The following is a 25517-nucleotide window of genomic DNA, read 5'->3' on the forward strand; positions in this document are numbered from 1 at the left end:
CCATGCCCTCATTTTCACGTCCTCTTGAAGAGACCCTGCATCGCGCGGTCTCCTACGCCAACGAACGCCGCCACGAGTATGCGACGCTCGAACACCTGCTGCTGGCCCTCATCGATGACAATGACGCCAGCGGGGTGATGAAGGCCTGCAATGTCGATCTGGTCGCGCTGAAGACGGCGCTGACGCTCTATGTCGACACTGACCTGGCTGCGCTCGCCACCTCGGACGGTGAGGACGCCAAGCCCACCGCCGGCTTCCAGCGCGTGATCCAGCGCGCGGTGATCCACGTGCAGTCCTCGGGCCGCGAGGAAGTGTCCGGCGCGAACGTGCTGGTCGCCATCTTCAGCGAGCGCGAAAGCCACGCCGCCTATTTCCTGCAGGAGCAGGACATGACGCGCTACGACGCCGTCAACTACATCGCCCACGGCATCGCCAAGAAGGCGGGCATGAGCGAGCAACGTCCGGCCAAGACTGCCGGCCAGTCGCCGGAGGAGGCCGAGGACGCCGCCGCGGTGAAGTCGGGCGGTGAGGCGCTGGAAGCCTATTGCGTCGACCTCAACGAAAAGTCGCGCAAGGGCAAGATCGACCCGCTGATCGGCCGTCATGCTGAGGTGGACCGGGCGATCCAGATCCTGTGCCGCCGGACCAAGAACAATCCGCTGCTGGTCGGCGAACCCGGCGTGGGCAAGACCGCCATCGCCGAAGGCCTGGCGCTCAAGATCGTCAACCACGAGGTCCCGGCCGTGCTTGAAGGCGCGACCATCTACAGCCTCGACATGGGCGCGCTGCTGGCCGGCACCCGCTATCGCGGCGACTTCGAGGAGAGGCTGAAGCAGGTCGTCAAGGAGCTGGAGAACCACGAGAACGCGATCCTGTTCATCGACGAGATCCATACGGTGATCGGCGCGGGCGCGACCTCGGGCGGGGCGATGGATGCGTCCAACCTGCTGAAGCCCGCCCTGGCGTCCGGCACCCTGCGCTGCATGGGGTCGACGACCTACAAGGAGTATCGCCAGCACTTCGAGAAGGACCGCGCCCTGGTGCGTCGCTTCCAGAAGATCGACGTCAACGAGCCGACGGTCGAGGACACGGTGAAGATCCTCAAGGGGCTGAAGACCGCCTACGAGAGCCACCATAAGCTGCGCTACACCGATGCGGCGATCCGCTCGGCCGTGGAGCTGTCGGCCCGTTACATGACCGACCGCAAACTGCCCGACAAGGCGATCGACGTGATCGACGAGGCGGGGGCGTCGCAGATGCTGCTGCCCGAGAACAAGCGCAAGAAGGTCATCGGCCAGAAGGAGGTCGAGGCCGTCGTCGCCAAGATGGCGCGGATCCCGCCGAAGTCGGTGTCGAAGTCCGACACCGAAGGCTTGCGCGAACTGGAGAAGGACCTGAACCGGGCCGTCTTCGGTCAGGACTCGGCGATCGAACAGGTGGCCTCGGCCATGAAGCTGGCCCGCGCCGGCCTGCGCGATCCCCAGAAGCCGATCGGCTCCTTCCTGTTCGCCGGCCCGACCGGCGTGGGCAAGACCGAGGTGGCCAAGCAACTCGCCGCCACCCTGGGCATCGAGCTGCTGCGCTTCGACATGTCGGAATACATGGAGCGGCATACGGTGAGCCGCCTGATCGGCGCCCCTCCGGGCTATGTCGGGCATGACCAGGGCGGGCTTCTGACCGACGCCGTCGACCAGCATCCGCACGCCGTGGTCCTGCTGGACGAGATCGAGAAGGCCCACCCGGACGTCTACAACATCCTGCTCCAGGTCATGGACAACGGGATGCTGACGGACGCCGTCGGCAAGAAGGTCGATTTCCGCAACGTGGTCCTGATCATGACCACCAATGCGGGGGCGGCCGACAACGCCCGGGCTTCGATCGGCTTTGGCCGCGGCAAGGTCGAGGGCGAGGACGAGAAGGCCATCCAGCGCCTGTTCGCGCCGGAGTTCCGCAACCGTCTGGACGCGGTGGTCTCGTTCAAGGCCCTGCAGCCTGAGGTCATTCGTCAGGTGGTGACCAAGTTCGTCCTGCAGCTGGAAGCCCAGCTGGCGGACCGCAACATCACCATCGAACTGTCCGACGACGCGGCCGACTGGCTGGCCAAGAACGGCTTCGACGAACTGTATGGCGCCCGCCCCCTGGGCCGGGTCATCCAGGAGAACATCAAGAAGCCGCTGGCCGACGACATCCTGTTCGGACGCCTGACGCGCGGCGGCCATGTGAAGGTCGAGCTGAAGGACGGCAAGATCGTCTTCGACATCAAGGCCGCCTCGGGCGGTCCGGTGAAGGAAACGGTCGATGGCGAGACGGTCTAGGGACCGATGTCTCCTCCCTGTCGCGTAGCGATGGGGAGGTGGCTCGGAGCGAAGCGGAGAGACGGAGGGGTTCTTTCCGCGTGCGCCAAGAACCCCTCCGTCAGCTCGCGAAGAGCTCGCCGCCACCTCCCCATTCGCCAAGCGGCGAACAGGGAGGATTGAATTGCAAAAAGGCCCGGGAGCGATCCCGGGCCTTTCGTGTTCTGGCGGTCGAAGCCTAGTAGCGGCGGCGGCCCGAGCCGGCCATCAGGAAGGCGATGCCGGCGAGGATGCCGGTGGTCAGCAGGGGCTTGCGACGGGCGAAGTCGAGGCCGGTCTTGACCGGGCCGCGCAGGTCTTCCGGGGCGCGGTCGGACAGGGTTTCCAGCTGGTCGATGGCGCGGCCGTAGTAGTCGAGCGCCTTGCCCTTCACCTCGTCGAACCTGCCTTCGAGCTGCAGCTTCGTGTCGCCCGTGAGATTGCCGAGGCCGGACTTGATCTTGCCGCTGACGCCGTTGGCGGCGCCGTCGATACGTTGGTCAGTCATGCGAAAAATCCTTTCAGGGTGTGTGCCGGGGAGGCGTGTCCGTTTAGCGCGCGCGAACCGCCCGGGTTCCTCGCACATGGATGGTTGCGAGGGCGGTTATGCAGGACGATATCAAGCGTGAAAATAATGGCGAAACCGGGAGCAAGACCACGATGCTGAGATTCATCCTGCAGGCGGTGGTGACGGGGCTGGGGCTGTGGCTGGCGGCGTATCTTGTGCCGGGGGTGGCGTTCCTGTCGACGGGCTCGCTGATTGCGGCGGCGGTGCTGCTGGGGCTGGTCAACGCCATCGTGCGACCGATCCTGGTCTTCGTGACCTTCCCGCTTACGGTGATCACCTTTGGACTGTTCCTGCTCGTCGTGAATGCGGCGACCATCGGCCTGGTGGCCATGTTCCTCGGCGGATTCGTGGTCGAGGGTCTGTGGGCGGGCGTGGGCGCGGCGATCGTGACCGGCGTGGTCAGCTGGATCGCCGGCTCGGTGATCCCGGACGAGAGCCGCGTTCGAGAGATCTAGCTCGCCATCAGCAGCGGCGGGGCGTTCGCCTCGCTGACCTGGGCCAGGACCGCGTGCAGGGCCGGTATCTCGATGGGCTTCCTGAGCACCCCGTCGGCGCCGGCGGCCATGTAGCGGGCCACGTCCTCCTCGAACACGTTGGCGGTCAGCTTGTGGATCGGCACGGAGGCGCCCGTCGCACGGATTGCCTGCAGGGCCGCGACGCCGTCCATCACGGGCATCATCACGTCCATCAGGGTCAGGTCGTAGCTGTGGGCGGCCGCCGCCTTGACGGCCTCGGCGCCGTTCTCGACCAGGGTGGTCTCGACCTCCAGTTGGCCCAGAAAAAGGGCCAGCAATTTGCGGTTGGCGGGGTGATCATCGGCGGCCAGGACTGACAGGCGGCCGTTGGAGGGCGCATAGGCCGGCGCGACGGTCTGGACGACCGGGTCCGCGCGTTGGGCGGTGATCTGGAACCAGAAGACGGCGCCGCCGCTCTCGGCCGTGCGGACCCCCAGGGTTCCGCCCATGGCCTCCACGCTGGAGCGACAGATCGCGAGACCGAGACCGGCGCCGCCGGCGGCGCGGCCACCGTCCAGTTGTTCGAACGGTTCGAAGATGCGGGCGTGCTGATCTTCCGGCACGCCGGGACCCTGGTCCTCGACCTCGATGTCCAGGACGGTCGCGTCGTCGTTGGCCGCACGCGCGCGGGCGTGCAAGCGCACCGTGCCCTTCGGCGTCATCTTCAGGGCGTTGGACAGCAGGTTGATGACCACCTGTTCGATCCGGCCGGCGTCGGCCAGGACGCGGAAGTCGGCGGGGTCGCCCTCGCAATCGACCTGCAGATCCAGGTTCAGTTCCCCCGCGCGGTGCCGCCAGACGCGGCCTATGCCCTCGATGCCCTCCCGCACGTCGACGGGGGCGAGGCGGACGTCGACCTGGCCGGATTCGATCCTGGACAGGTCCAAGGCGCCGTTCAGCAGACGCAGCAGAATGGCGCCGGCGTCGCTCATGTCGGCGACCAGCTCGGTCTCGGCCCTGGCCCGCTTCTTGCGCTTCAGCATCTCAACGACGCCCATGATGATGCTCAGGGGCGTGCGCACATCGTGGCTGATCATGGCCAGGAAGCGGGACTTGGCCATATTGGCGCGGTCGGCCCGGGCGCGGTCGGCCTCGGCTTCGGTCAGGGCGGTCTCGAGGGCCCGTGACCGCTGGATCAGGTCGACCTGAAGCTCGACTGTCTGGCGGTCGCTTTCCAGCTGCCGCCAGCCCGCGCCGATGACGCCGGCGACGAACATGACGATGCTGGCCAGCAAAGCAGGGTCCCAATGCACCCGGTTCCAGACGATGAAGGCGAAGGCGATGATGGGCGGGACGACGGCGGCGGCGAAGCTCCGGCGGCTGATGTGAACCTGAAGGGCGCCCACCATCAGGTTGCCTATGATCAGCAGCAGCGCGTGCCTCAGGTACTGGGGGTGGTGCGTCAGCAGCATCAGGATGTAGCCGCTGGTGTGCAGGGCGAGCGTCAGGGCGACGGTCTCGGTCCACCGCTTCAATGCGACGAAGGCGCCCGGCGTTTCCGGATGCAGACGCGCCCGTTCGACCACCGACCACAGCAGGGCGTAGAGGCCGAGCTGGCAGACGGCGAAATTGGCGGCCCAGGTCCAGTCCAGGATCCAGACGGCCAAGATGCAGAAGGCCACGATGAACGCGATACGCACCGGGAATATGGCCCGGTAGCGTCCTGCAAAAGCGCGCACGTAATCACTGTTTCGGACCATGATCGCTCACTGTGACGCTTGACCAAGGTCGCGCTTAACCGTCGCAGTTTAAGGAGGGATCAACACGCGGGAATCACCTTTCCACAATTTAGCCCGGATTATATTGACGCGGACGTTTCGCCCGGGTAAATCTATCGCCTCGTTTGGGAGACGCCGATGTCCGCCGCCACAGCTCAGTCCTGCACCGCCTTCGCCGGCCACCGGTTGATCGCCTCGGGCGGGCCGCGCGATATCGCGGGGGCGGTTAAGGCGGCGGTCGAGGCGGGCGAGAGCGTGCTGGTCTTCGACGACGCCGACGCGCGACCGGTCGAGTTCGACCTGCGCGGCGACCTTGAGGCCGTACTGGCACGTCTCGCGCTGCCGGTCGAGGAGGAGAAGCGGGGGCCGGGGCGGCCGAAGCTGGGGGTAACGGCGCGCGAGGTCACCCTGTTGCCGCGCCACTGGGACTGGCTGGCGTCTCAGCCCGGCGGGGCGTCCGTGGCGCTGAGGAAACTGGTCGAAGGCACCCTGCGCGAGGCGGAGGGGCCGGATCGGGTGCGCAAGGGCCGGGAGGCGGCCTACCGCTTCATGACCGCCGTGGCGGGAGATCTGCCGGGGTATGAGGAGGCCACGCGGAGGCTGTTCGCGGGGGACGCGGCGGGGTTCGAGGCGGCGGTGGCGGGGTGGCCTGAGGGGGTCCGGGATTATGCGGCGGGGTTGGTCGTCGCCTGACCCACACTTCTCCGTTCACCCTGGCGAAGGCCGGGGTCCAGATGGAGCAGACATTTGGCTCTGAATAACAGTCAGGTGGCCCATCCCGGCGGCCTGTGTCCTTGATCTGGACCCCGGCCTTCGCCGGGGTGCACGGTGAGGGGGGGGACCCTCGAGATCGGGCCGGCTTTGGCGATGACTACGCCGAGAGCGGCTTAGGCGAGATTTCGCTCACAAGGCCTCTCTGGAAAATCATCAAATAACAACGAAGTCGGGTTCTTCCTGGTCGTCGCCCAGGTCCCAATCTCTGGAAAGAAGCTTGGCGGCGTCCTGCGTCCACTGACGTTGCCCCACGTCTTCAGTTCGGCAGTTGTCACCCCACCTTCACCCGCGTCGCCGCCTCGGGGAGATCCTCCCCGAACGCCCGCTGGTAGAACTCCGCGATGGTCGGCCGTTCCAGCTCGTCGCACTTGTTGAGGAACGTCAGCCGGAAGCTCAACCCGAGGTCGCCACCGAAGATGGTCGCGTTCTGGGCCCAGGTGATGACCGTGCGTGGGCTCATGACCGTCGAGATGTCGCCGTTCATGAAGGCGTTCCTCGTCATGTCGGCGACGCGGACCATGGCGGCGATGGCGCGCTTGCCGTCGGCGGTGTTCCACTCGGGCGCCTTGGCGACGACGATCTCGGCCTCAACGTCGTGGTCGAGGTAGTTCAGGGTGGTGACGATGTTCCAGCGGTCCATCTGGCCCTGATTGATCTGCTGGGTGCCGTGATACAGGCCCGAGGTGTCGCCCAGGCCGATGGTGTTGGTGGTGGCGAACAGCCGGAACCATTTGTTGGGGCGGATGACGCGGTTCTGGTCCAGCAGGGTCAGGCGGCCCTGGGCCTCCAGCACGCGCTGGATGACGAACATTACGTCGGGGCGGCCGGCGTCGTATTCGTCGAAACACAGGGCGATCGGGCGTTGCAGGGCCCAGGGCAGCATGCCCTCGCGGAACTCGGTGATCTGCTTGCCGTCCTTCAGGACGATGGCGTCCTTGCCAACCAGGTCGATACGGCTGACGTGGCTGTCCAGGTTCACGCGGATGGTCGGCCAGTTCAGCTTGGCGGCGACCTGTTCGATATGGGTCGACTTGCCGGTGCCGTGATAGCCCTGGACCATGACGCGACGGTCGAAGGCGAAGCCGGCGCAGATGGCCAGGGTCGTCTGGGGGTCAAACTTGTAGGCCGGATCGGTCTCGGGGACATGGCTGTCGACCGTGTCGAACCTGGGCACCATCATGTCGGAATCGATGCCGAAGACCTCGCGCACGGAGACCTTGCGGTGGGGTTCGAACGTCAGCAGCGGATCGGGGGTCGCGTCGAGGAGAGGAGCCATGGGCATCATCTAGAGGCGCCGCGCGCGCGGCTCAACACGCGCGCGGCCCGGTGCGTCAGTTATTCCGCCGACAGCTCCACCTCGACGTTGCCGCGGGTGGCGTTGGAGTAGGGGCAGACCTGATGCGCGGCCTCGATCAGGGCGTCGATGGTCGCCTTGTCGAGGCCGTGGTCGGTGACCTTGATGGCGATGTCGAGGTTGAAACCTTCGCCGCGCGTGTTCGGGCCGATGCCGACCGTGGTGTGAATCTTCGTGTCGGGGCCGACCGGCGTGCCCGCCTTGCCCGAGACCAGACGCAGGGCGCCCATGTAGCAGGCGGCATAGCCGGCCGCGAACAACTGTTCGGGGTTGGTGCCCGCGCCGCCCTTGCCGCCCATCTCGGCGGGGAGGGACAGCAGGACGTCGATCTTGCCGTCGTCGGTGGCCGAGCGGCCTTCGTCGCGGCCGCCGCCGGTCGAGGTGGCGTGAGCCTTGTAGAGGATGTTCATGGAGCGCTCCTGGGTGTGGGGACCGCTTACGTAGTGTCTCCTCCCTGTCGCGCCAGCGATGGGGTGGTGGAGACGGAGGGGTTCTTTGCGACGGCAACACCCCTTCCGTCAGCTCACAAGGGCTCGCTGCCGCGTCCCCACTGGTGTGTGGCAGGCAGGAGACGGGGTTTCAGCCGGCCAGACCGGCCTTCTTCAGTGTCTTGTAGGCCTTGATGACGCGCTGGAGCTTGGCTTCGGCGCCGCGGTCGCCCTGGTTGAGGTCGGGGTGAAAGCGTTTCAGCAGCTCATGATAGCGCGCCTTGATGCCCGCCTTGTCGGTACGGAGGTCCAGATCGAGGTCCGCCAGGGCCTGACGCTCCAGCTTGCCGATTCGCAGGGTGTCTTCCTCATTGACCGCCTGTTCGCGGACGCGGCGACCGAACAGGCCGAAACTGTCCTGCCACGAGCCGGCGGCGCCTTCCGCCCGGGTCGTACCCATCTTCGAGGCGAAGGCGGCGGCTTCGCGCGAATTCTTGCCGGCCTTCATTTCCCAGGTGGGACGGCCGCCGGTCATGGCCTCGTTTTCCTTGGCCGCGCGAACCTGGGCCTCGTTCATGCCGGCGTAGAAGTTCCAGCTCTTGTTGTACTCGGCGGCGTGCGGCTGGCAGAAATCATAGAAATCGTTCAGCCGCTCGCGCGACTTCGGCGCCCTCGCCGTCGCGGCTTTGAGACAATCGGGCCAGTCGCACGGCTTCTCGCCGGGCTTCAGGTGCAGGACATCGGCCGCGGCTTCGGCTTCGCCGGCCTTGGGCGGTTTGATCCGCATGTCTTTGAAACGGGGTTTGTACTCGAATGACGCTGGCATTGATCCCAGTGTAGGGTCGAATTGGTCACCATCAAGGAAACCGACATGCTGGAAGGCCCTATCGCGTCGATTATGCGGGAAAAACTCATATCCGCGCTCCTGCCGACACGGCTGGAGCTTGAAGATGACAGCGCCAGGCACGCCGGACACCATCACGAAGGCGGAATGGACGCCACGCCGGGCGGCGAGAGCCACTTCAACCTGACTATCGTGTCGGAGGCTTTCGCGGGCCTTGGGCGGGTGCAGCGTCAGCGGGCGGTGAACGCCGTGCTGGCCGATGAGCTGGCGGGGCCGGTCCATGCCCTGTCGATCAAGGCCCTCACCCCTGATGAAGCCGGGGGTTGAGAAGAAACCAGCGTTCACTTCGTCTTAGAAGGTTCGTCATAGCGTCGCTCCCGGGACTTTCAGGGATGGCGCGAACGTATGGTTGGATCCGAGGATATCGGCAAAAGCCTCGACTCGGGTCGCTCGGCGGGCGTCAGCGCCAGCGAGGCTGCGCAGGCCCTGACGGCGATCCTGCAAACCCAGTATCTGCGCTACATCATCATCGGCAGCTGGGCGATCGGCCTGCTGGGCACGGTCGGCTGGGTCGAGGCCATCATCTGGTTCATCGGTACGATCGGCGCCGGCGCGATCCGCGGCAAGGTCGAAAAGGGCATGGCGGGTCGGGTTGATGCGGGCTGGGGCCTGCTGTTCCCCGCTGTCGCCACCGTGACCACCGCCGCCTGGGCCTCCGCGCCCCTGATGGCGTGGTTCTCGCCTCATCCGTTCGGACATCCGCTGGCCGTGGCCCTGCTGGTCAGCGGCTATGTGCTCGTCTTTGCCCAGCTGAGAAGCTCGCCGAAACAGGCGATCGTGATCTCGTCGCCCTATACGGTGGCGGCGCTTATCATCGCGGCCAGCCTGTGGGGCGGGCCGCTGTTTTGGCCGTTCCTGGCCATCCTGCCCTTCACCTCGGCCGGGATGTTCGTTCTGGTGACCATGACCATGCTGCGCGAGGAGCGGATTCGCGCCTTCCAGGAGCATCAGGCCCACCTGATCGAGGAACTGCAGGGCGCCCGCGACAAGGCCGACGCCGCCAACCAGGCCAAGTCGAACTTCCTCGGCGTCATTTCGCACGAACTGCGCACCCCGATGAACGGCGTCCTGGGCGCGGCCCAGTTACTGGGCGCGACGCGGCTGGAGACGACGCAGAGGGAATATCTGTCGATCATCCGCAACTCGGGCGACAACCTGCTGAGCCTGCTGAACGACATCCTCGACATGACCAAGATCGAGGCCGGCAAGATGACCTTCGAGATCATCGACGTCTCGCTCGAGGATCTGCATCGCCGCGTGACGGGCCCGTTCGTCGCCCAGGCCGAGGCCAAGGGGCTGGAGTTCCGCTCTACCTTCGTCGGCGAAACCCCGGCCGTGGTGAAGGGCGATCCCTTGCGCGTGTGCCAGGTGCTCCAGAACCTGCTGTCGAATGCGGTGAAGTTCACCGACGCCGGCGTGATCGAATTCCGCACCGAATCAACCCGCATCAACGACCGCCGCGTGGCCTTCACCTTCTCGGTGACCGACAGCGGTTCGGGCATCGCCGAGGCCGACCTCGAACGTCTGTTCCAGCCCTTTACCCAGGCCGACGCCTCGTCGACCCGCCGGTTCGGCGGCACGGGTCTGGGACTGACCATCGCGCGGCGCATGGCCAACATAATGGGCGGCGACATTACCGTGACCTCCACGGTCGGGCAGGGCTCGACCTTCACCCTCGTGGTCGAGGCGGACGTTGTCGAATGGCAGGCCGTGACCGAGGCCGAGGCCATCGATGCCGAGGTCGGCGACGGGGAAAGCCTGAACATCCTTGTGGTCGAGGATCACCCGGTCAACCGCATGATCCTCGAAGCCTGGCTGGGTTCGGCGGGCCATGCGACCGTCACCGCCGAGAACGGTCAGATCGCCGTCGAAATGGCTGGCCAGCAGCGGTTCGACCTGATCATCATGGACGTCAACATGCCGGTCATGGACGGTCTGAGTGCCACGCGCCTGATCCGCACCAAGGGGCCGAACGCGGAGACGCCGATCGCGGTCCTGTCCGCCTCGGCGCGAAACGAGGACCATCAGGCGGGCCTCGAAGCGGGCGCCGACGCCTATCTGAACAAGCCGATCGACTTCGCCGCCCTGGCCCGGCTGATGCAAAAGGTGCACGGCGGCCGGACCGGCGTGCGCGCGGCGGCTGAGGTGGCCGAATTGGGCGAAACGGCGGCGGCCGCCTGAACCTGAGGTGAGCGGCGTCGTTCAGGCCCGGCTCAAACGTGGGATCCTAATGTGGGGGGAAAGTCGGAAGTCCCCGACCATTAGGAGAGTTCGCCGTGGAGAAGTTCACCACCGTCGCACTGGCCGCCCTGATCGCGGCGGGCAGCATGGGTGTCGCCTCGGCCGCCGACGCCCAGTCGCGCCACGACCGTCAGGATCGTCAGGAACACCGTCAGGACCGTCACGATGATCGTCGTGACGACCGACACGATGATCGCTCAGATCGTCGTGACGACCGTCGGGAATGGCGCCAGGACAACCGCGAGGACCGTCGCGAGTACCGTCAGGACGTCCGTGCCTATGACCGTTGGCAGCGGTCGGAGCGTCGTTACAACGCCGGTCGCTATGCCCCGCCGCGCGGCTATCAGGTCCGCCAGTGGAGCTATGGCCAGCGGATGCCGAGCTACTATTCGCGCGGCTATGTCGTGAACGACTACAACCGTTACGGCCTGCGCGCGCCTCCGCGTGGATACCAATACGTCCGCTCGGGCAATGACGTGGTGCTGGCCGCCGTCGCCGGAGGTCTGATCACCGCCGTGATTGCGGGTCTGTTCAACTAGTTTGATCCCCGCTTGATGATTGCGCCCCGGAGGGAAACTTCCGGGGCGTTTTCGCACGATCAATCACCGTGCACCCCCACAACGGCCGGGGTCCAGATCGCGGATTAGATGTTGGTCGTGAGTAGGCATTCCGGAGACCAATCGGCATCTTCGGAGTTTGCATCTAGACCCCGGCCTTCGCTGCGGTGCACGGAGTGGTGAGAGGTCTCAGGCTTCTTCCCGTGGAGAACAATGCGCGCCTTCGCCGAATTGCTCGACCGCCTGGCGCTGACCGGGTCGCGGAACGCCAAGCTGGTGTTGCTGAGAGACTATCTGCGCGCCACGTCCGATCCCGACAGGGGCTGGGCCCTGGCGGCCCTGACCGGTGAGTTGACCTTCAATGCCGCGAAGCCGGCGATGATCCGCAAGGCTGTGGAGGCTCGGGTCGATCCGGTGCTTTTCGGCTGGTCCTACGACTATGTCGGCGACCTGGCGGAGACGGTGGCCCTGATCTGGCCGGGGAGCCCCGACCATCGGCCGAACCGGGAGCCGGAGCTGGGCGAGGTGGTCGATGCCCTGGCCCTGGCGAAGCGCGGCGAGGTGCAGGGGCTGATCGAGGGCTGGCTGGACGCTCTGGCCCCCAAGGGGCGGTGGGCGCTGCTGAAGCTGGTCACGGGCGGGATGCGGGTCGGACTGTCGGCGCAGCTGGCGCGGACGGCGGTGGCGATGATGCGGCCCGGGACGGTCACCGGGGCGCCGGAGCCGGGGGGCGGGGAGGCGACGCAAGCCCTTGAGCCGCTGACCGCCGCCGACATCGTCGAGGTGTGGCATGCCGTCGAACCGCCCTATGCCGAACTGTTCGCCTGGGTCGAGGGTCGGCAGGAACGGCCGGACACCGAGGCGCCCGGGCGATTCCGGCAGGTCATGCTGGCCGTAGCCATCGACGAGGCCGTGGATTTCAACAAGCTCGACCCCGCCGACTATGCCGCCGAATGGAAGTGGGACGGCATCCGGGTCCAGGCCGTGCGCGAAAATGGTGTGGCGCGGCTTTACTCCCGACATGGGGATGAGGTGACCGCCGCCTTCCCCGACCTGATGAGCGCCCTGACCTTCGAGGGCGCGATCGACGGGGAGCTGCTGGTCATGCGCGACGGCGTCGTCGCGCCGTTCGGGGACCTGCAACAGCGCCTGAACCGCAAGACCGTGGATGCGAAGCTGATGGCCGCCTATCCGGCGTCGCTCTATGCCTACGACCTGCTGGGGGAGGCGGGGGAAGATTTGCGCGGTCTGCCGCTGCTCCAACGCCGCGCGCGGCTCGAGGCGGTGGTGTCGGGCCACACCGGCGAGCGGCTGCACCTCTCGCCGGTGGTGGCGTTCGACAGCTGGCAGGGGCTCGGCGTTTTGCGGGCGGATCCGCCAGTGGGGGCGGCCGCCGAGGGGCTGATGCTCAAGCGCTGGGACAGTCCCTATGTCGCCGGGCGTCCCAAGGGGCCGTGGTTCAAGTGGAAGCGCGATCCGCACACGGTCGACTGCGTGATGATGTACGCCCAGCGCGGGCACGGGAAGCGATCGAGCTTCTATTCCGACTACACCTTCGGCGTCTGGACGTCCGAGGGGACGCTCACCCCGGTGGGCAAGGCCTATTTTGGCTTCACCGACGAGGAGCTGAAACAGCTCGACAAGTTCGTGCGCGACCACACGGTCGAGCGGTTCGGACCGGTGCGGTCGGTCCGGGCCGAGCGGGACTTCGGCCTGGTGCTGGAGATCGCGTTCGAGGGCCTGCAGCGGTCGCCGCGGCACAAGTCAGGGGTGGCGATGCGGTTCCCCCGCGTCAGCCGCATCCGCTGGGACAAGCCGGCGCGGGAGGCCAATACGCTGGACGACGTGATGGACCTGCTGGACTCGCTGGAGAGCGGCGGTGGACGGGTGGCGAAACAGAGTTCCTGACAGGCGGGGTTCCAAATCGGGACCAAGGCGTTAGACCCCGCTCATGTCTTCGACACTCGATACTTTCGACACACTCCTCGCCACGGGACAGCAGGCGGTCGCCGTCGATGCGGTGATGCTGGCCAGGCTGACCCAGATCGCGGGCGACTTCGCCGTCAATCTGTCGGTCGCCCTGATCATCCTGGTCGCCACGGTGTTTGCCGCGCGCTGGGCCTCGTCTGCGACTCGCAAGGCCCTGGGTCGCGTGCGCGGATTCCGCCACGACCCGACGGTGCTGAGTTTCGCCGTGCAGGTTGTGCGCGTGCTCGTCTATCTGATCGGCTTCATCGCCGTGCTGCAGCGGCTGGGTGTGCAGACGACCTCGATCATCGCCGTGCTGGGCGCGGCCTCCCTGGCCGTCGGCCTGGCGCTGCAGGGGACGCTTTCGAACGTGGCGGCCGGGGTGATGCTGCTGGTGCTGAGGCCCTATCGTGTCGGCGATCTGGTCAATATCGGCGGCAACGTCGGCAAGGTGCAGAGGCTGGACCTGTTCTTCACCCAGCTGTCGGACGCCAACAATGTGAAGATCATGGCCCCGAACGGGAAGGTGTTCGGCGACATCATCCTGAACCTCTCGGGCCAGAAGAACCGGCGGATGGAGCTGAAGCTCGGGGTCGGCTACGGCGACAACCTGAACATCGCCAAGGAGGCGCTGGTCGGTGCGGCGAGCGGTATTGATGCGGTCCTGCCCGATCCTGCGCCCTGGGCCGGGGTGACCGACCTGCTGGACAGTTCGGTGGAGATGACCCTGACCGCGTGGACCACGTCCGATGACTACTGGCAGGCCCGGGCCGATGTCTTCCAGGCGGCGAAGGAGGCGCTGGATGCGGCGGGTATCGAGATCCCGTTCCCGCACCAGGTCGCCGTGCCCTATGGCGACGACTATGCGCCGTTGCCTCTGGCGACGGAGGGCGTCCAGGGTTTGCGCGGCCGGACGAATCCCCGCAGCGCGGGGTTCGACACCCGTCCCGACGACGACCAGAACGAGGCCTGATCCGCGATGCGCTACGACTTTGGATCGGACAACACGGCCGGTATGGCCCCCGCCGCCCTGCAGGGGCTGATCGACGCCAATGCCGGGTTCGCCCGGGCCTATGGGGCGGATGATGTCACCGCGCGCGCGGCCGAGCAGATCCGGGCGAGGCTGGATGCGGACGCCGAGATCCGGTTCGTCTTTTCCGGCACGGCCGCCAATGCCATCGCCCTGTCCATGCTGGCCTATCCGCACGAGGCGGTGCTGGCGCACAACGCGGCTCACATCTGCACGGACGAAACCGGCGCGCCGGGATTCTTCGGCCAGGGCCTGGGCCTGATCGGCCTGCCGGGCCCGTCGGGCAAGATCGATCAGAAGGCGCTGGAAGCCGCGCTGGAGGAGCCGGAGGTCGGACACCGCCAGCCGCCGGCCGCCCTGTCGCTGACCCAGTCGACCGAATACGGCACGGTCTATACCGAGGAGGAACTGCGCCACCTGATCGAGCCGGTGAAGGCCAGGGGTTATGGCGTTCATCTTGACGGCGCGCGGCTCGCCAACGCGGCGGCGGCGGGGTTCGACCTGACCCAGATCGCGCGGCTAGGCGTCGATGTCCTGGTGTTCGGCGGAGCCAAGGCCGGCGGCCTCTGCACCGAAGCCATCGTGATGTTCGACAGGACCCTGGCCCGCAGGGTGGACAACCGGCTGAAGCAGGCGGGGCAGACCGCGTCCAAGGCGCGTTTCCTGGCCGCGCCCTTTCTGGGGATGCTGGAGTCCAACGCCTGGGAGGACGGCGCCGCCCACGCCAATCGGATGGCGTCACGCCTGGCAGAGGGCATCGCGACGCGCTCTCCCTTTGTCCTGGCCCATCCGGTGGATGCCAACGCGGTCTTCGTGCGCATGCCCGTAAAGGCGCATGCGCGTCTCAACGAGGTGGGCTGGGCCTGCTACCGCTTCGACGACGGCTCTGTGCGGTTTGTCTGCTCATGGGCCACCGAAGAGGCGGCGGTGGATGAAATCATCGAGGCGATCGCGGGCCTTTCGTGAGACCCCGGCGCAGTCCATATCGGTCGCATGGCGCGTGGTGAACGATCGGGACAGCGGGGTGGGGGCGGCATAGAGGCCAAGGCGCAGAACGCCGGCGCCGCGGCCGAGGCGCCCGTCGATCCCAAAACCATCCCCGCTCTGATGGATCTGATCCGGCTGGTGGCCCGATCCGGCGCACCGCAGCTGAAGCTGCGTCTGACCGTGTCCATCCTGCTGACGATCGCGGGCAAGGGGCTGGGGGTGCTGGCGCCGCTGGTGCTGGGCGCGGCGGTCAACCATCTGGCGGCGGATCAGCCGGCGGGCGTTTCGGTCGGACTGGGCTTCGCGGGCTTCGCGGTCGGCTGGGCGATCGTGCGGTTCCTGTCGTCGAGCGCGCCGCAGCTTTCGGACGTGGTCTTCGCGCCGGTACGGGCGGCGGCGCAGCGGACAGCGGCGACCGAGACCTTCGCCCACGCCCTGAGTCTGTCGCTCGATTTCCACCAGACAAAGCGGTCTGGCTCCTTGTCGCGGACGGTCGACCGCGGGTCGCGCTCGGTCGACTTCCTGTTGAGGATTCTCGCGTTCAACCTCGCGCCGACCGGGCTGGAGCTGATCCTGGCGGCGGCGGTCCTGGGCGGGAAATACGATTGGCGGTTCGCGGCCGTCGCGGTGGTCGTGGTGGTCGTCTACTCGATCCTGACCTTCTCGATCTCCAACTGGCGGATCGAGCATCGGCGGACGATGAACACGGCCGATACCGAGGCGGCAGGCCAGGTCGTCGACGCCCTGATCAACTATGAGACCGTGAAGTCGTTCGGCGCCGAGACGCGGGCGGCGCTGGGCTACGACCGGGCCCTTGGCGCCTATAACGACGCCGCGCTGAAGGCCAACAGTTCGCTGGCGCTGTTGAACGCGGTGCAGGCCCTGATCATGAATATCGGTCTTGGCGTCATGGCTGTCATGGCCGGGTTTGAGGCGGCGGCCGGGCGGATGGGGCCGGGCGACGTGACGGCGGCGGTGCTGATCCTGATCTCGTTGTATGCGCCCCTCAACATCCTGGGCTTCGCCTATCGGGAAATCCGCCAGTCCTTCATCGACATGGAGGAGATGCTGAAGGTTACGCGCCAGACGCCGCAGGTGGCCGATGCGCCGGGCGCCGCGGATCTCGTCCGGCCCGAGGGGCAGAGTGGTGGGGCGCTGGCCTTCGAGGACGTGTCCTTCCGTCACGACGCGCGCGCAAACGGGCTGGAGGATGTGTCCTTCACCGTCCAGCCGGGCACGACGACGGCCCTGGTCGGGCCTTCGGGATCGGGCAAGTCGACGATCGTCAAACTGGCGCTGCGGCTGCTGGACCCGCAGGTTGGACGCGTGGTGATCGACGGGGCAGACGTGCGCGATGTGACCCAGGCCTCGCTGCGCCGCGCGGTTGCCCTGGTGCCGCAGGACGTGGCTCTGTTCAACGACACACTGGCGGTCAACATCGCCTTCGCCCGCCCCGAGGCGGACGAGGCGGCTGTCTGGGCGGCGGCGGAGGCGGCGGAACTGGCGGAGTTTATCCGCAGCTTGCCCGACGGGATGGAGACGCGTGTCGGCGAGCGGGGTCTGAAGCTGTCCGGCGGCGAGCGTCAGCGGGTCGGCATCGCCCGGGCCCTGCTGGCCGATCCCTGTATCCTGATCCTGGACGAGGCGACCAGCGCGCTGGACAGCCGCACCGAGGCCGCGATCCAGAAGACCCTGCGCAAGGCCAAGGCGGGTCGGACGACCCTGGTGGTGGCTCACCGGCTGTCGACCATCGCCGATGCGGAGCAGATCCTGGTGCTGAAGGCCGGCCGGATCGTCGAGCGCGGGGCGCACCATGAGTTGGTGGCCCGGGTTGGCGGCGAATACGCGGCTCTGTGGAAGAAGCAGACGCGCGGCGCGCGGATAGGCCTCGACGCGGACCGTCAGTCGGCGGGTTGATCTGCCGCCGGAATCTTGCGCGCCACCATCTGGTGCAGATTGGCCAGGATGTCGGTGCGGGTCTCCTCCGCATCCTCAGGCAGGCCGAGGATCAGTTGAAGCGCCTGGGCGTGGACGGTGATGATACGCCAGTCGAAAGGCGCGCCGGGGAGGGCCGCGTCGATCAGGTCGCACAGGCCGGCGGCGGCCTTGCACAGGTCGTCGCGATCGAACGGGCCGGCCGCGTCAATGATCGCGCTGCCGATCTCATAGGCCTCGTTCAACCGCAGAACCGGGTCCTGATCCGCGGGCGGGGCCTGAAGGGCGGAGAGCCTTGCGATCCGTTCGGCGACGATGGACTGGCTTTCGGCCTTCAGGTTGTCGAGATTGGCGCGGGCCTGGGCCATGGCGACGCCGACGCTGAGGCCGCCGGGCTGATCGATGATGGTCGACAGGCGCGAAGAGCGCGGCTTCCACATCACGGCGGTCATGATGACAGCGCCTCGGCGGAAGCGGCGGCCGCACTGTCGGCCAGGTGAGAGATCAGGCGGATCATATCGGCGCGCCGTTCGCCTTCGTCACGCGGCGCCGCGGGGGCAAAGCGGCGGTCCGGGCCGGAAAAGTCCCCGGCCTCCAGGAACGGCCGGTTGTCACGCGCGACCCAGATAATGCGTTCCAGAACCACGGCGGGGCTGAAAGGCTTGGTGACGAGGAAGTTGGCGCCGCAGTCGCGCACGTCCGCCACCTTTGAGCGTCGTACATGGCTGGCGGTCATGATCACTGGGACGAAGGCGTTCGGCTCCAGGCCGGAGCGGCGGAGCCAGCGGACAAGGCCGTGACCGTCGGAGCCTTCCATTTCGCAGTCGATGAACAGGAGATCGATGGAGTGGAACTTCAGCAACTCCATCGCCTGGGCCGTGCTGCGTGGCGCGTGATGCGTGCGAATGCCGAAGCCCTGGAGCGCCTGGATGGTCACCTCCATGCTGAACGGCGAATCGTCGACGACCATCGTGACCGCCTCGGTCAGATTGAAGACCGCGCTTTCGCGCAGTGGCTCGTCGGCAGCGCTCATGGACGACGCTGGGTCCGGGCAATCAAAGGGGACATGGAGTGGCCTTGGTCGCGGAGGGCCGAAAATGACAATTTCTTCTCTACGACGCGTTAACGCTAGAGTCCGGTTCCCAAAATGGAACGTGGCAAAGCGCCGCCGCCAGATTGTCCTGGAGCAGGATCGGCATCAGATCTTAGAAAGAGCCTGGTTCACGCTTTCGACAGATTCGCGAAGCGCTTCCGTGTCAATCGATCAGCCTCTAGGCCTGACGACCGATGGCGTAGAACCGGTCCGAGCGCTGCTTGCGTAACTCGACCGCGGTCAGGGGCATGAGCTGCTGCAGTTCGTCCCAGACGGCGTCACCGACGGACTGCATGGCGGCCTCGCGGTTCGCGTGCGCGCCGCCGAGCGGTTCGGGGATGATCCGATCGACGATCTTCATCGCCAGCAGGTCCGGACCGGTGATCTTCATGGCGTTGGCCGCGTCCCTGGCCCGCGCGCCGTCGCGCCAAAGAATGCCGGCGGCGCCCTCCGGCGAGATCACCGAATAGATCGAGTGTTCCAGAATCAGCACGCGGTTGGCTGCGGCCAGGGCGATGGCTCCGCCCGATCCACCTTCGCCCGTGACCGTGGCGATCATCGGTGTTCCCAGGATCAGGCCGCGCTCCGTCGAGCGGGCGATGGCCTCGGCTTGGCCGCGCTCCTCGGCGCCCAGGCCCGGATAGGCGCCGGCGGTGTCAACGAAGGTCAGGACCGGCAGGCCGAAGCGGTCGGCCATGTCCATCAGGCGCACGGCCTTGCGATAGCCCTCGGGCCGCGCCATGCCGAAATTGTGGGTTAGGCGGGTGGCGGTGTCGTGGCCCTTCTCATGGCCCATGACGACCACGGCCTGGCCGCGGAAGCGGGCGAGACCGCCCAGGATGGCCTGATCGTCGCCGAACTGCCGGTCGCCGCGCAGCTCGACATAGTCGGTGAAGAGGGCGTCCAGATAGTCGATGAAGTGCGGACGCTGGGGGTGGCGGGCGACCTGGGTCTTCTTCCACGGGTCCAGCTCGGCATAGGTCTTCTTGCGAAGTTGCTCGGCCTTGCGGCGCAGGCCGTCGATCTCGGTCTCAAACGAGCCGGAGGTGGCCGAAAGCAGACCGAGTTCCTCGATCTTGGCCTCCAGATCGGCGATCGGCTTTTCGAATTCGAGATAGTGGGTGGCCATGAGGCGTCCGGAAGGGGCGGGCGAAACGGCCCTGTCGCAAGGCGCCGGAACCTAGAGAGGTCAACGCACGGGGGCAAGCGGGGGTTCGGGAGAACAGAGGTCGATACGGCGCGTTATCCCGATCGCGTCGAGGAAGGCCTCGTCGTGGCTGACCACCAGAAGGGCTCCGTCATAGGCCCGCAGCCCTGCCTCCACCGCCTCGATGGAGTCGATGTCGAGATGGTTGGTCGGCTCATCGAGAATGAGGAAGGGCGGAGGCGCCGGGCCGGCGAGCACGCAGGCCAGGCCGGCGCGGAGTCGCTGACCGCCCGATAGATCGCCGACGATCTGGAGCGCGGCGTCGGCGCGGAACATGAAGCGGGCCAGGGCGGCGCGGCAGGCGTTCTCGTCGACCTCGGGGTGCAGGCGGCGGAAATTGTCGCGGATCGACAGGGCAGGATCGAGGACGGCGACCTGCTGGTCCAGCATGGCCGCAGGCGTCGAGAGCCGCACCCTGCCCGACGTCGGGGCCAGGGCGCCGGTGATCAGGGCGAGCAGGGTGGTCTTGCCGGAGCCGTTTGGACCGGTGATCGCGACACGTTCGGGACCCGCGATGCGCAGGGACAGGCCGGTCAGGACGGGGTGTCCAGGGACATAGCCGGCGGACACCCTCTCGAGGGCCAGGATTTCTCGACCGATGGGCAGGCCGGTCGGGGGCAGGGTCACGGTCAGCGGCTGGAGCACTCGATCCGTTCGCGGGCTGTCCTCGCCGCCCCTTCCGCCTGGTCCAGGCGGCGCTCGGCGAGACGGGATTGCTCGCCGCCGGTGTCCTCGGCGCGGTCCTTCCTGGCGCCGAGCAGGATCTTGGGCTGATCGCCGCGTGCGGCCGAGGCGCGACCGGCGCTGTCGGAGCGGGCCTTGCGTTCTGCGTTCCGCTGGGCCGTGCGGGCGAGGTCGGTCAGGCGTTTGTCGGCGTCGGCGAGGTCGCGCCGGGCAGCCTCAAGCTCCAGCGTCTTGCGGGCGCGCCAGGCGCTCCAGCCGCCGCCGTAGCGGGTCGCGCCGAGAGTGGTCAGCTCGACGATGGCGTCCATCATCTCCAGCAGTTCCCGGTCGTGGCTGACCAAGATGGCTCCGGAGCGCCACTCGGCCAGCAGGTCGATCACCGCCTCTCGCCCTTCGCGGTCGAGGTTGTTGGTGGGCTCGTCGAGGATCAGCCAGTCCGGCTCTTCGAACAGCAGGGCGGCGAGGCCGGCCCGGGTGCGCTGGCCGCCGGATAGGCTCGCGACACGGGTGTCCGGGGTGGCGTCGAGGCTCAGCCGCCCGAGCGCCGAGGTTATACGCGCCTCTAGCGTCCAGTCGGCGCGGCCCAGGTCGTCGGCGTCGGCCAACCCCGCTTCGGCGCGGCCGAGGAGGGCGAGGGCGTGCTTTGCATCGAACAGGTCGGCTATGGTTTCGCTCCCATCGACCTGAACGGTCTGGCGCAGAAGAGCGACGCGGCCTTTGACGGTCACGGTCCCGCCTTGTGGCGTCAGGCGGCCCTCGATGAGGCGCAGCAGGGTGGTCTTGCCGACGCCGTTGCGACCGACGAGCCCGGTGCGCTCAGGCCCGAAGGCGAGGTTGAGGTCGGAGAATAGAGGCGATCTGCCGGGCGGGGCCCAGGCGAGGTCGTGCAGAACGATGGAGGCGGACATGGCTTTCCCGATGCAAGGCTTTGAGAGGCGGTTGCGGTCGGGAGGGGATCACATGGTCGGCGCGGGCCTTCGTTCGGGGTGAGCGTCAGAGGCTAGGGGAGGGCGTCGGCGGGATCAAGGCGATCAGAACGCCTTGTATAAACCCGGCCTGTTTCAGAACTTCATTGGCGGTGTGTCGGCTTTTTGAGCGAGGCACGATGATCGCATGGGCCTTGTCGGGATGCCGCCACTTCTCGTGGCTACCCTTGGCGCTTTCCGCGCGACGCCAACCCGCAGCGGAGAGCAGACCCGTCAATTCAGCGTAAAAGTCATGTGGCATCGAGTGGTGTCCAATGGTGTTCGCTATCGATGAAGCCAACCACCGGGGCCGTTCAACGCACGGGCGGGATCGATAGCGTCATCAGGCTGCGATGACGTCGAAGCCGCCGACGGCCTCAAACCGGATCGGAACCTGACCATGAACGCCCAGATTTTCCGCAAGAAGCTCAGGTGCGAAATGACGCGCCAGGTTTTCAAACTCGCCGAGCGTTGCCGTTTCGAGCACCAGACCCTGAATATTGGACTCACTGGTCCAGACCTCGGCCTCGGGGTCCCAGATCGCCTTGACGTAGAAGGACTGGCTCATGAGCTTGAGTATGCGCGCCTAGTCGTCCCGCGCCAAGGGATGGTGCCGGTTGACCACCTGGGTCAGGCGGTCGGTCGCCAGGTGTGTGTAGATCTGGGTCGTGGCGATGTCGGCGTGGCCGAGCAGGGTCTGGACGACGCGCAGGTCGGCGCCGCCCTCGAGCAGATGGGTAGCGAAGGCGTGACGCAGGACGTGGGGGCTGACGCGGGCGGGGTCGATGTTCGCGTCCAGAGCCGCCTGATCCAGCATCTGGGCGAAGCGACGGGGGGTCAGATGGTTGGCGGTCGTGCCTGACGGGAACAGCCATGGGCTGTCGGGGGCCTTTTCCGGACGAGCGGCGTCGCGCACGATCAGCCAGGCCTTCACCGCTTCCCGCGCCGAGGCGTTCAATGGCGCCAGCCGCTCCTTGCCGCCCTTGCCGCGCACGATGAGGTAGGCGGGATCGCGGCGCACGGCCTCGACCCGCAGGGCCAGCAGTTCCGAAACCCGCATCCCCGAGGCATAGGCCAGTTCGACCAGGGCGATCATGCGCACGCCCGAGGCGCCGTCGCGGGCGGCGGAGGCGGTCAGCAGCCGCACGACCTCTTCGCGGCTCAGGGTGCGGGGCAGGGAGCGGCCCTGTTTCGGGGCGTCGAGGCGCCGGGAGGGGTCATCGGCGCGCCAGCCCTCGCCCATGGCGAAGCGGTAGAACTGGCGCACGGCCGAGCGACGGCGCGCGGCCGTGGCGGCGGACAGGCCCCGAAGCGAGAGCCCGGCGAACCAGGCCTCGATCGCGGTCTCGTCCGCGGCCATCAGGCCCAGCGCACCGAGGGCCGCCTCCGCATCCGAGAGATCACGGGCGTAGGCCGACAGCGTGTTCGGCGAGGCGTCCCGCTCCACAGCCATCATCTCCAGGAAGGCTTCGACCTGGGGCGTGGTCATTGTCGGGCGCCGTCAGACGGGCGCTGGCGAGCGGCGGCGCTTGGTGTAGAGACTGGAACGACCATGCCTTGCCGTAACTCCTCCCGCCGAGACCGACCGTGAGCGCACGCGCCTCGGCCGCCGCGATTCCCGCGCCGACCCGCACCATAGCGCTGGTGGGGCTGATGGGCGTGGGCAAATCGACGGTCGGGCGTCGCCTCGCCAACCGGCTGGGCCTGGCCTTTGTCGATGGCGACGAGGCCATCGAGGCGGCGGCCCAGATGACCGTGTCCGACATCTTCGCCCGGATGGGTGAGGCCGAGTTCCGGGCCGGAGAGGCGCGGGTCATGCGCCGCCTGCTGGAGGGGCCGCCGATCGTGCTCGCCACCGGCGGCGGGGCGGTGCTGAATCCCGACACGCGGGAGCTGATGAAGGCCCATGCGACCTCGGTCTGGCTGAGAGCCGATCTGAAGATCGTGGCCCAGCGGGTGCAACGGCGTGACACCCGGCCCCTGCTGCGCGGCAAGGACCCGCTCGTGGCGCTGAAGGCGATGGCCGAGGTGCGTTACCCCGTCTACGAGGCGACGGCCGATCTGACTGTGGACGTCGGCGCAGGCGCTCATGCCCAGGCGGTGGACGCGATCGTCGCGGCCCTGAACCACTACTGGGCGAACGGAGCCTCGGCATGACGGTGATTGCGGTCTCCGGCGGATCGTTCGCCGCCTATGACGTGGTGGTCGGGCGCGGGCTGATGGCCGAGGCGGGCGCGCGGATCGCGCCGCTTGCGCGCGGTCGGACGGTGATCGTCTCGGACGAGACCGTGGCGGCGCTCCACGGGCCGGCGCTGCAGGCGTCGCTGGCGGCAGCGGGCGTGCGGTCGGAGATCGTGGCCGTGCCGGTGGGCGAGGCGTCCAAGTCCTTCGCCGAGTTGGAACGGCTGATGGACCGGCTGCTGGCGGCGGGGCTGGATCGCAAGGACGTCGTGGTGGCCCTAGGCGGGGGAGTCGTCGGCGACCTGGCCGGTCTGGCGGCGGCCCTCTACATGCGCGGCATCGATTTCGTGCAGGTTCCAACGACCCTGCTGGCCCAGGTCGACTCCTCCGTCGGAGGCAAGACGGCGATCGATACGCCCCGGGGCAAGAACCTGGTCGGGGCCTTTCACCAGCCGCGGCTGGTGCTGGCCGATATCGACGTGCTGGCGACCCTCCCGGATGTGCAACTGCGGTCGGGTTGGGCCGAGGTGGTGAAGCACGGGCTGATCTGCGATGCGGACTTCTTCGACTGGCTGGCGGGAGTCGGGGCAGCGGGGGCCAGGGGCGATCCGGCGGCGCTGGAGCGGGCGGTGATTCGCTCGGTCGAGATTAAGTCGGCCATCGTCGGCGAGGACGAGAAGGAGGCGGGCCGTAGGGCCCTGCTGAACCTCGGCCACACCTTCGGCCACGCCATCGAGGCGGAACTGGGCTTCGAGGAGGCGGCGCTGGCCCATGGCGAGGCCGTGGCGCTCGGCTGCTGTATGGCGTTCCGGTTCTCGGTTTCCCAGGGCCTGTGCACGGCGGCGGAGGCCGAACGGGTGGAGACGGTGATCGCGGCGGCCGGCCTGCCGACCCGGCTGATGCAGGCGAGTCAATTTTCGGCCGAGGCGTTGCTGGCGCGTATGGCGGGGGACAAGAAGGCGGAGGCCGGGGGCGTGACCCTGATCCTCGCGCGTCGGATCGGCGACGCCATTGTGCAGCGATATGACCACACCGCGCCGATCCTCGACTTCCTGAAGAGTGAAGGCGCGGCGTGATCCCGATCGTTCCGCTGGAAAACGCCTGCGTGCGGCTGGAGCCCTATGCGGCCGGGCTGGAGGAGGAGGTGCGGGCGGCGCTGAACGTCGATCCCGACAGCTGGGCCGTCATGGTCGGGACGGCGCACGGCGAGCATTTCGACCCGTTCTGGACCTCGGCGCTGCGGGACATGCAGGCCGGGACCAAGGTGGCCTACGCTGTGCGGCGGTTATCGGACGGCGTGGTGGTCGGCACCTCCAGCCTCTATGAAATCCGGCCTGAGCACCGGCGCTGCGAGATCGGGGCGACCTTCTATCGGCCGGACGCGCGAGGCAGCCTGGTCAACCCGGCCTGCAAGCGGCTGATGCTGGAGCAGGCGTTCGCCTCGGGCATCGTGCGGGTCGAAATCCTGACTGACGCGATCAATGCCCGCAGCCGTGCGGCGATCACCAAGCTGGGCGCGCGGTTCGAGGGCGTGCTCGGGAATCACAAGATCACCTGGACCGGCCGGGTGCGGGATACGGCGCTCTACGCCGTTCTGGACCGGGATTGGCCGGATGTCCGGAGCCGCCTCGACCTTCGGCTGGCGGCGTCAGCCTAGTCGATCGCCCGGCACTCCGTCGGCTGGCGGCCGTCGGCGGACCAGGTGGCGAGGATGCCTTTGCCGCGCAGTTCATAGGCGCTGGCCTTGTACCAGATGCCGTCGGCGGCTCTTTCCTGATACAGATCAACGGCCTCGCCGTTCGAGTTACGGACTGTCGCCATGGCGCGGGGGTTGTCGAAATCGACCGACAGGCGTTCACCGTTGTCGCACAGATAGACGGTTCGGATGACGCGGTTGACCGCGCGATCCTGAAGCTCGGCGCCCGTGCGACGACGCGCGGTCTGGGCGTCGATCGCTCGCTGGCGCACGGCCTCGCCGTCAGTCGGGGCCTTGGCGGGCTTGGGGCCGCAGGCGGCGAGGGCCGAAGTCGCGGCCGCAATCAGGATCAGGTGACGCATCAGTCTCTCTAGGCGTT

At 67.4% G+C, this 25517-nt stretch carries 27 protein-coding genes; 13 read left to right on the forward strand and 14 right to left on the reverse strand.

Annotated features, from left to right (window positions below; all coding sequences use genetic code 11):
* Nucleotides 1-2: 2 nt before the first annotated feature.
* Complete coding sequence (gene clpA / locus ACP7AZ_RS13735; protein WP_426039195.1) at nucleotides 3-2315, forward strand: ATP-dependent Clp protease ATP-binding subunit ClpA; 2313 nt, start codon at nucleotides 3-5, stop codon at nucleotides 2313-2315.
* Between the two features lie 217 nt (nucleotides 2316-2532).
* Here clpA and ACP7AZ_RS13740 read toward each other — a convergent pair whose 3' ends face one another.
* Nucleotides 2533-2841: a CsbD family protein gene (locus ACP7AZ_RS13740; protein ID WP_426039196.1), complete on the reverse strand. Its 309-nt coding sequence runs from the start codon at nucleotides 2839-2841 to the stop codon at nucleotides 2533-2535.
* A 152-nt stretch (nucleotides 2842-2993) separates the two neighbouring features.
* On the opposite strand from ACP7AZ_RS13740, the gene ACP7AZ_RS13745 reads away from it, so the two are divergent.
* Nucleotides 2994-3356: a phage holin family protein gene (locus tag ACP7AZ_RS13745; RefSeq protein WP_426039197.1), complete on the forward strand. Its 363-nt coding sequence runs from the start codon at nucleotides 2994-2996 to the stop codon at nucleotides 3354-3356.
* Here the strand turns inward: ACP7AZ_RS13745 and ACP7AZ_RS13750 are convergent.
* Nucleotides 3353-5056: a hybrid sensor histidine kinase/response regulator gene (locus ACP7AZ_RS13750; RefSeq protein WP_426039198.1), complete on the reverse strand. Its 1704-nt coding sequence runs from the start codon at nucleotides 5054-5056 to the stop codon at nucleotides 3353-3355. The two genes, ACP7AZ_RS13745 and ACP7AZ_RS13750, sit on opposite strands and share 4 nt — an antisense overlap.
* A 216-nt stretch (nucleotides 5057-5272) precedes the next feature.
* Here ACP7AZ_RS13750 and ACP7AZ_RS13755 point away from each other — a divergent pair, with 216 nt between their 5' ends.
* Nucleotides 5273-5827 (forward strand): DUF2239 family protein, encoded by a 555-nt coding sequence (locus ACP7AZ_RS13755; protein WP_426039199.1) that lies wholly within the window; start codon nucleotides 5273-5275, stop codon nucleotides 5825-5827.
* A 352-nt stretch (nucleotides 5828-6179) separates the two neighbouring features.
* On the opposite strand, the gene cobS is transcribed toward ACP7AZ_RS13755, so the two are convergent.
* The 3 genes from cobS to ACP7AZ_RS13770 form a co-directional block, all read right to left on the reverse strand.
* The gene (gene cobS / locus ACP7AZ_RS13760) at nucleotides 6180-7190 is read right to left on the reverse strand and encodes a cobaltochelatase subunit CobS (RefSeq protein ID WP_426039255.1); all 1011 of its coding nucleotides are present in this window, start codon (nucleotides 7188-7190) and stop codon (nucleotides 6180-6182) included.
* A 53-nt stretch (nucleotides 7191-7243) separates the two neighbouring features.
* Nucleotides 7244-7672 (reverse strand): organic hydroperoxide resistance protein, encoded by a 429-nt coding sequence (locus tag ACP7AZ_RS13765; protein ID WP_426039200.1) that lies wholly within the window; start codon nucleotides 7670-7672, stop codon nucleotides 7244-7246.
* 169 nt (nucleotides 7673-7841) lie between these two features.
* Complete coding sequence (locus ACP7AZ_RS13770) at nucleotides 7842-8516, reverse strand: J domain-containing protein (RefSeq protein ID WP_426039201.1); 675 nt, start codon at nucleotides 8514-8516, stop codon at nucleotides 7842-7844.
* A 45-nt stretch (nucleotides 8517-8561) separates the two neighbouring features.
* On the opposite strand from ACP7AZ_RS13770, the gene ACP7AZ_RS13775 reads away from it, so the two are divergent.
* From ACP7AZ_RS13775 to ACP7AZ_RS13805, 7 genes are all read left to right on the forward strand, one after another.
* Nucleotides 8562-8861, forward strand: coding sequence for a BolA family protein (locus tag ACP7AZ_RS13775; protein ID WP_426039256.1), 300 nt, complete (start codon nucleotides 8562-8564; stop codon nucleotides 8859-8861).
* Nucleotides 8862-8939: 78 nt separating this feature from the next.
* A complete protein-coding gene (locus tag ACP7AZ_RS13780) occupies nucleotides 8940-10775 on the forward strand; it encodes an ATP-binding protein (protein WP_426039202.1) in 1836 nt (611 codons plus the stop codon).
* Between the two features lie 95 nt (nucleotides 10776-10870).
* Nucleotides 10871-11374: an RcnB family protein gene (locus ACP7AZ_RS13785; protein WP_426039203.1), complete on the forward strand. Its 504-nt coding sequence runs from the start codon at nucleotides 10871-10873 to the stop codon at nucleotides 11372-11374.
* Between the two features lie 231 nt (nucleotides 11375-11605).
* Nucleotides 11606-13300, forward strand: coding sequence for a cisplatin damage response ATP-dependent DNA ligase (locus ACP7AZ_RS13790; protein WP_426039204.1), 1695 nt, complete (start codon nucleotides 11606-11608; stop codon nucleotides 13298-13300).
* Nucleotides 13301-13343: 43 nt separating this feature from the next.
* Nucleotides 13344-14333, forward strand: coding sequence for a mechanosensitive ion channel family protein (locus ACP7AZ_RS13795; protein ID WP_426039205.1), 990 nt, complete (start codon nucleotides 13344-13346; stop codon nucleotides 14331-14333).
* Between the two features lie 6 nt (nucleotides 14334-14339).
* Nucleotides 14340-15356 carry a threonine aldolase family protein gene (locus ACP7AZ_RS13800; RefSeq protein ID WP_426039206.1) on the forward strand — a complete coding sequence of 339 codons (1017 nt, stop codon included), beginning with the start codon at nucleotides 14340-14342 and terminating at the stop codon, nucleotides 15354-15356.
* A gap of 27 nt (nucleotides 15357-15383) precedes the next feature.
* Nucleotides 15384-17294 carry an ABCB family ABC transporter ATP-binding protein/permease gene (locus ACP7AZ_RS13805; protein ID WP_426039207.1) on the forward strand — a complete coding sequence of 637 codons (1911 nt, stop codon included), beginning with the start codon at nucleotides 15384-15386 and terminating at the stop codon, nucleotides 17292-17294.
* On the opposite strand, the gene ACP7AZ_RS13810 is transcribed toward ACP7AZ_RS13805, so the two are convergent.
* The 8 genes from ACP7AZ_RS13810 to ACP7AZ_RS13845 all read right to left on the reverse strand — a co-directional run bounded on the left by ACP7AZ_RS13810 (nucleotide 17279) and on the right by ACP7AZ_RS13845 (nucleotide 22750).
* Entirely contained in the window at nucleotides 17279-17764 is a 486-nt protein-coding gene (locus tag ACP7AZ_RS13810) for a chemotaxis protein CheE (RefSeq protein WP_426039208.1), read from the reverse strand. The genes ACP7AZ_RS13805 and ACP7AZ_RS13810 overlap by 16 nt on opposite strands.
* A complete protein-coding gene (locus tag ACP7AZ_RS13815; protein ID WP_426039209.1) occupies nucleotides 17761-18282 on the reverse strand; it encodes a response regulator in 522 nt (173 codons plus the stop codon). Before ACP7AZ_RS13815 ends, ACP7AZ_RS13810 begins: the two co-directional genes overlap by 4 nt.
* A gap of 301 nt (nucleotides 18283-18583) precedes the next feature.
* Nucleotides 18584-19534, reverse strand: coding sequence for an acetyl-CoA carboxylase carboxyltransferase subunit alpha (locus ACP7AZ_RS13820; RefSeq protein WP_426039210.1), 951 nt, complete (start codon nucleotides 19532-19534; stop codon nucleotides 18584-18586).
* A gap of 60 nt (nucleotides 19535-19594) precedes the next feature.
* The gene (locus ACP7AZ_RS13825) at nucleotides 19595-20257 is read right to left on the reverse strand and encodes an ATP-binding cassette domain-containing protein (protein WP_426039211.1); all 663 of its coding nucleotides are present in this window, start codon (nucleotides 20255-20257) and stop codon (nucleotides 19595-19597) included.
* Nucleotides 20242-21204 (reverse strand): ATP-binding cassette domain-containing protein, encoded by a 963-nt coding sequence (locus ACP7AZ_RS13830; RefSeq protein ID WP_426039212.1) that lies wholly within the window; start codon nucleotides 21202-21204, stop codon nucleotides 20242-20244. The genes ACP7AZ_RS13825 and ACP7AZ_RS13830 overlap by 16 nt, the downstream gene beginning before the upstream one ends.
* Before the next feature lie 85 nt (nucleotides 21205-21289).
* Nucleotides 21290-21523 carry a type II toxin-antitoxin system HicA family toxin gene (locus ACP7AZ_RS13835; protein ID WP_426039213.1) on the reverse strand — a complete coding sequence of 78 codons (234 nt, stop codon included), beginning with the start codon at nucleotides 21521-21523 and terminating at the stop codon, nucleotides 21290-21292.
* Nucleotides 21524-21604: 81 nt separating this feature from the next.
* Nucleotides 21605-21829 carry a DUF1902 domain-containing protein gene (locus ACP7AZ_RS13840; protein ID WP_426039214.1) on the reverse strand — a complete coding sequence of 75 codons (225 nt, stop codon included), beginning with the start codon at nucleotides 21827-21829 and terminating at the stop codon, nucleotides 21605-21607.
* Between the two features lie 18 nt (nucleotides 21830-21847).
* Nucleotides 21848-22750, reverse strand: a complete 903-nt coding sequence (locus ACP7AZ_RS13845) for a tyrosine recombinase (protein ID WP_426039215.1) — start codon at nucleotides 22748-22750, stop codon at nucleotides 21848-21850.
* Nucleotides 22751-22848: 98 nt separating this feature from the next.
* On the opposite strand from ACP7AZ_RS13845, the gene ACP7AZ_RS13850 reads away from it, so the two are divergent.
* From ACP7AZ_RS13850 to ACP7AZ_RS13860, 3 genes are read left to right on the forward strand one after another with little or no spacing between them, the layout of a single operon-like run.
* A complete protein-coding gene (locus tag ACP7AZ_RS13850) occupies nucleotides 22849-23418 on the forward strand; it encodes a shikimate kinase (RefSeq protein WP_426039216.1) in 570 nt (189 codons plus the stop codon).
* Nucleotides 23415-24518 carry a 3-dehydroquinate synthase gene (aroB, locus tag ACP7AZ_RS13855; protein ID WP_426039217.1) on the forward strand — a complete coding sequence of 368 codons (1104 nt, stop codon included), beginning with the start codon at nucleotides 23415-23417 and terminating at the stop codon, nucleotides 24516-24518. Before ACP7AZ_RS13850 ends, aroB begins: the two co-directional genes overlap by 4 nt.
* Nucleotides 24515-25099, forward strand: a complete 585-nt coding sequence (locus ACP7AZ_RS13860) for a GNAT family N-acetyltransferase (RefSeq protein WP_426039218.1) — start codon at nucleotides 24515-24517, stop codon at nucleotides 25097-25099. The genes aroB and ACP7AZ_RS13860 overlap by 4 nt, the downstream gene beginning before the upstream one ends.
* Here ACP7AZ_RS13860 and ACP7AZ_RS13865 read toward each other — a convergent pair.
* A complete protein-coding gene (locus tag ACP7AZ_RS13865; protein WP_426039219.1) occupies nucleotides 25096-25500 on the reverse strand; it encodes an MliC family protein in 405 nt (134 codons plus the stop codon). The two genes, ACP7AZ_RS13860 and ACP7AZ_RS13865, sit on opposite strands and share 4 nt — an antisense overlap.
* Between the last annotated feature and the right edge of the window lie 17 nt (nucleotides 25501-25517).

The organism is Brevundimonas sp. DC300-4 (genome assembly GCF_049897365.1).
Taxonomy (GTDB): Bacteria; Pseudomonadota; Alphaproteobacteria; order Caulobacterales; family Caulobacteraceae; genus Brevundimonas.

Excerpts from the sequence above, each read along its gene's own strand:
- ACP7AZ_RS13770 (WP_426039201.1), bottom strand. The coding sequence starts at position 8,516 with ATGCCAGCGTCATTCGAGTACAAACCCCGTTTCAAAGACATGCGGATC.
- clpA (WP_426039195.1), top strand. The coding sequence starts at position 3 with ATGCCCTCATTTTCACGTCCTCTTGAAGAGACCCTGCATCGCGCGGTC.
- ACP7AZ_RS13780 (WP_426039202.1), top strand. The coding sequence starts at position 8,940 with ATGGTTGGATCCGAGGATATCGGCAAAAGCCTCGACTCGGGTCGCTCG.
- ACP7AZ_RS13800 (WP_426039206.1), top strand. The coding sequence starts at position 14,340 with ATGCGCTACGACTTTGGATCGGACAACACGGCCGGTATGGCCCCCGCC.
- ACP7AZ_RS13790 (WP_426039204.1), top strand. The coding sequence starts at position 11,606 with ATGCGCGCCTTCGCCGAATTGCTCGACCGCCTGGCGCTGACCGGGTCG.
- ACP7AZ_RS13845 (WP_426039215.1), bottom strand. The coding sequence starts at position 22,750 with ATGACCACGCCCCAGGTCGAAGCCTTCCTGGAGATGATGGCTGTGGAG.
- cobS (WP_426039255.1), bottom strand. The coding sequence starts at position 7,190 with ATGCCCATGGCTCCTCTCCTCGACGCGACCCCCGATCCGCTGCTGACG.
- ACP7AZ_RS13755 (WP_426039199.1), top strand. The coding sequence starts at position 5,273 with ATGTCCGCCGCCACAGCTCAGTCCTGCACCGCCTTCGCCGGCCACCGG.
- ACP7AZ_RS13835 (WP_426039213.1), bottom strand. The coding sequence starts at position 21,523 with ATGCCACATGACTTTTACGCTGAATTGACGGGTCTGCTCTCCGCTGCG.
- ACP7AZ_RS13830 (WP_426039212.1), bottom strand. The coding sequence starts at position 21,204 with ATGTCCGCCTCCATCGTTCTGCACGACCTCGCCTGGGCCCCGCCCGGC.
- ACP7AZ_RS13840 (WP_426039214.1), bottom strand. The coding sequence starts at position 21,829 with ATGAGCCAGTCCTTCTACGTCAAGGCGATCTGGGACCCCGAGGCCGAG.
- ACP7AZ_RS13815 (WP_426039209.1), bottom strand. The coding sequence starts at position 18,282 with ATGGTCGTCGACGATTCGCCGTTCAGCATGGAGGTGACCATCCAGGCG.
- ACP7AZ_RS13795 (WP_426039205.1), top strand. The coding sequence starts at position 13,344 with ATGTCTTCGACACTCGATACTTTCGACACACTCCTCGCCACGGGACAG.
- ACP7AZ_RS13805 (WP_426039207.1), top strand. The coding sequence starts at position 15,384 with ATGGCGCGTGGTGAACGATCGGGACAGCGGGGTGGGGGCGGCATAGAG.
- ACP7AZ_RS13745 (WP_426039197.1), top strand. The coding sequence starts at position 2,994 with ATGCTGAGATTCATCCTGCAGGCGGTGGTGACGGGGCTGGGGCTGTGG.
- ACP7AZ_RS13810 (WP_426039208.1), bottom strand. The coding sequence starts at position 17,764 with ATGACCGCCGTGATGTGGAAGCCGCGCTCTTCGCGCCTGTCGACCATC.
- aroB (WP_426039217.1), top strand. The coding sequence starts at position 23,415 with ATGACGGTGATTGCGGTCTCCGGCGGATCGTTCGCCGCCTATGACGTG.
- ACP7AZ_RS13740 (WP_426039196.1), bottom strand. The coding sequence starts at position 2,841 with ATGACTGACCAACGTATCGACGGCGCCGCCAACGGCGTCAGCGGCAAG.
- ACP7AZ_RS13765 (WP_426039200.1), bottom strand. The coding sequence starts at position 7,672 with ATGAACATCCTCTACAAGGCTCACGCCACCTCGACCGGCGGCGGCCGC.
- ACP7AZ_RS13775 (WP_426039256.1), top strand. The coding sequence starts at position 8,562 with ATGCTGGAAGGCCCTATCGCGTCGATTATGCGGGAAAAACTCATATCC.
- ACP7AZ_RS13820 (WP_426039210.1), bottom strand. The coding sequence starts at position 19,534 with ATGGCCACCCACTATCTCGAATTCGAAAAGCCGATCGCCGATCTGGAG.
- ACP7AZ_RS13865 (WP_426039219.1), bottom strand. The coding sequence starts at position 25,500 with ATGCGTCACCTGATCCTGATTGCGGCCGCGACTTCGGCCCTCGCCGCC.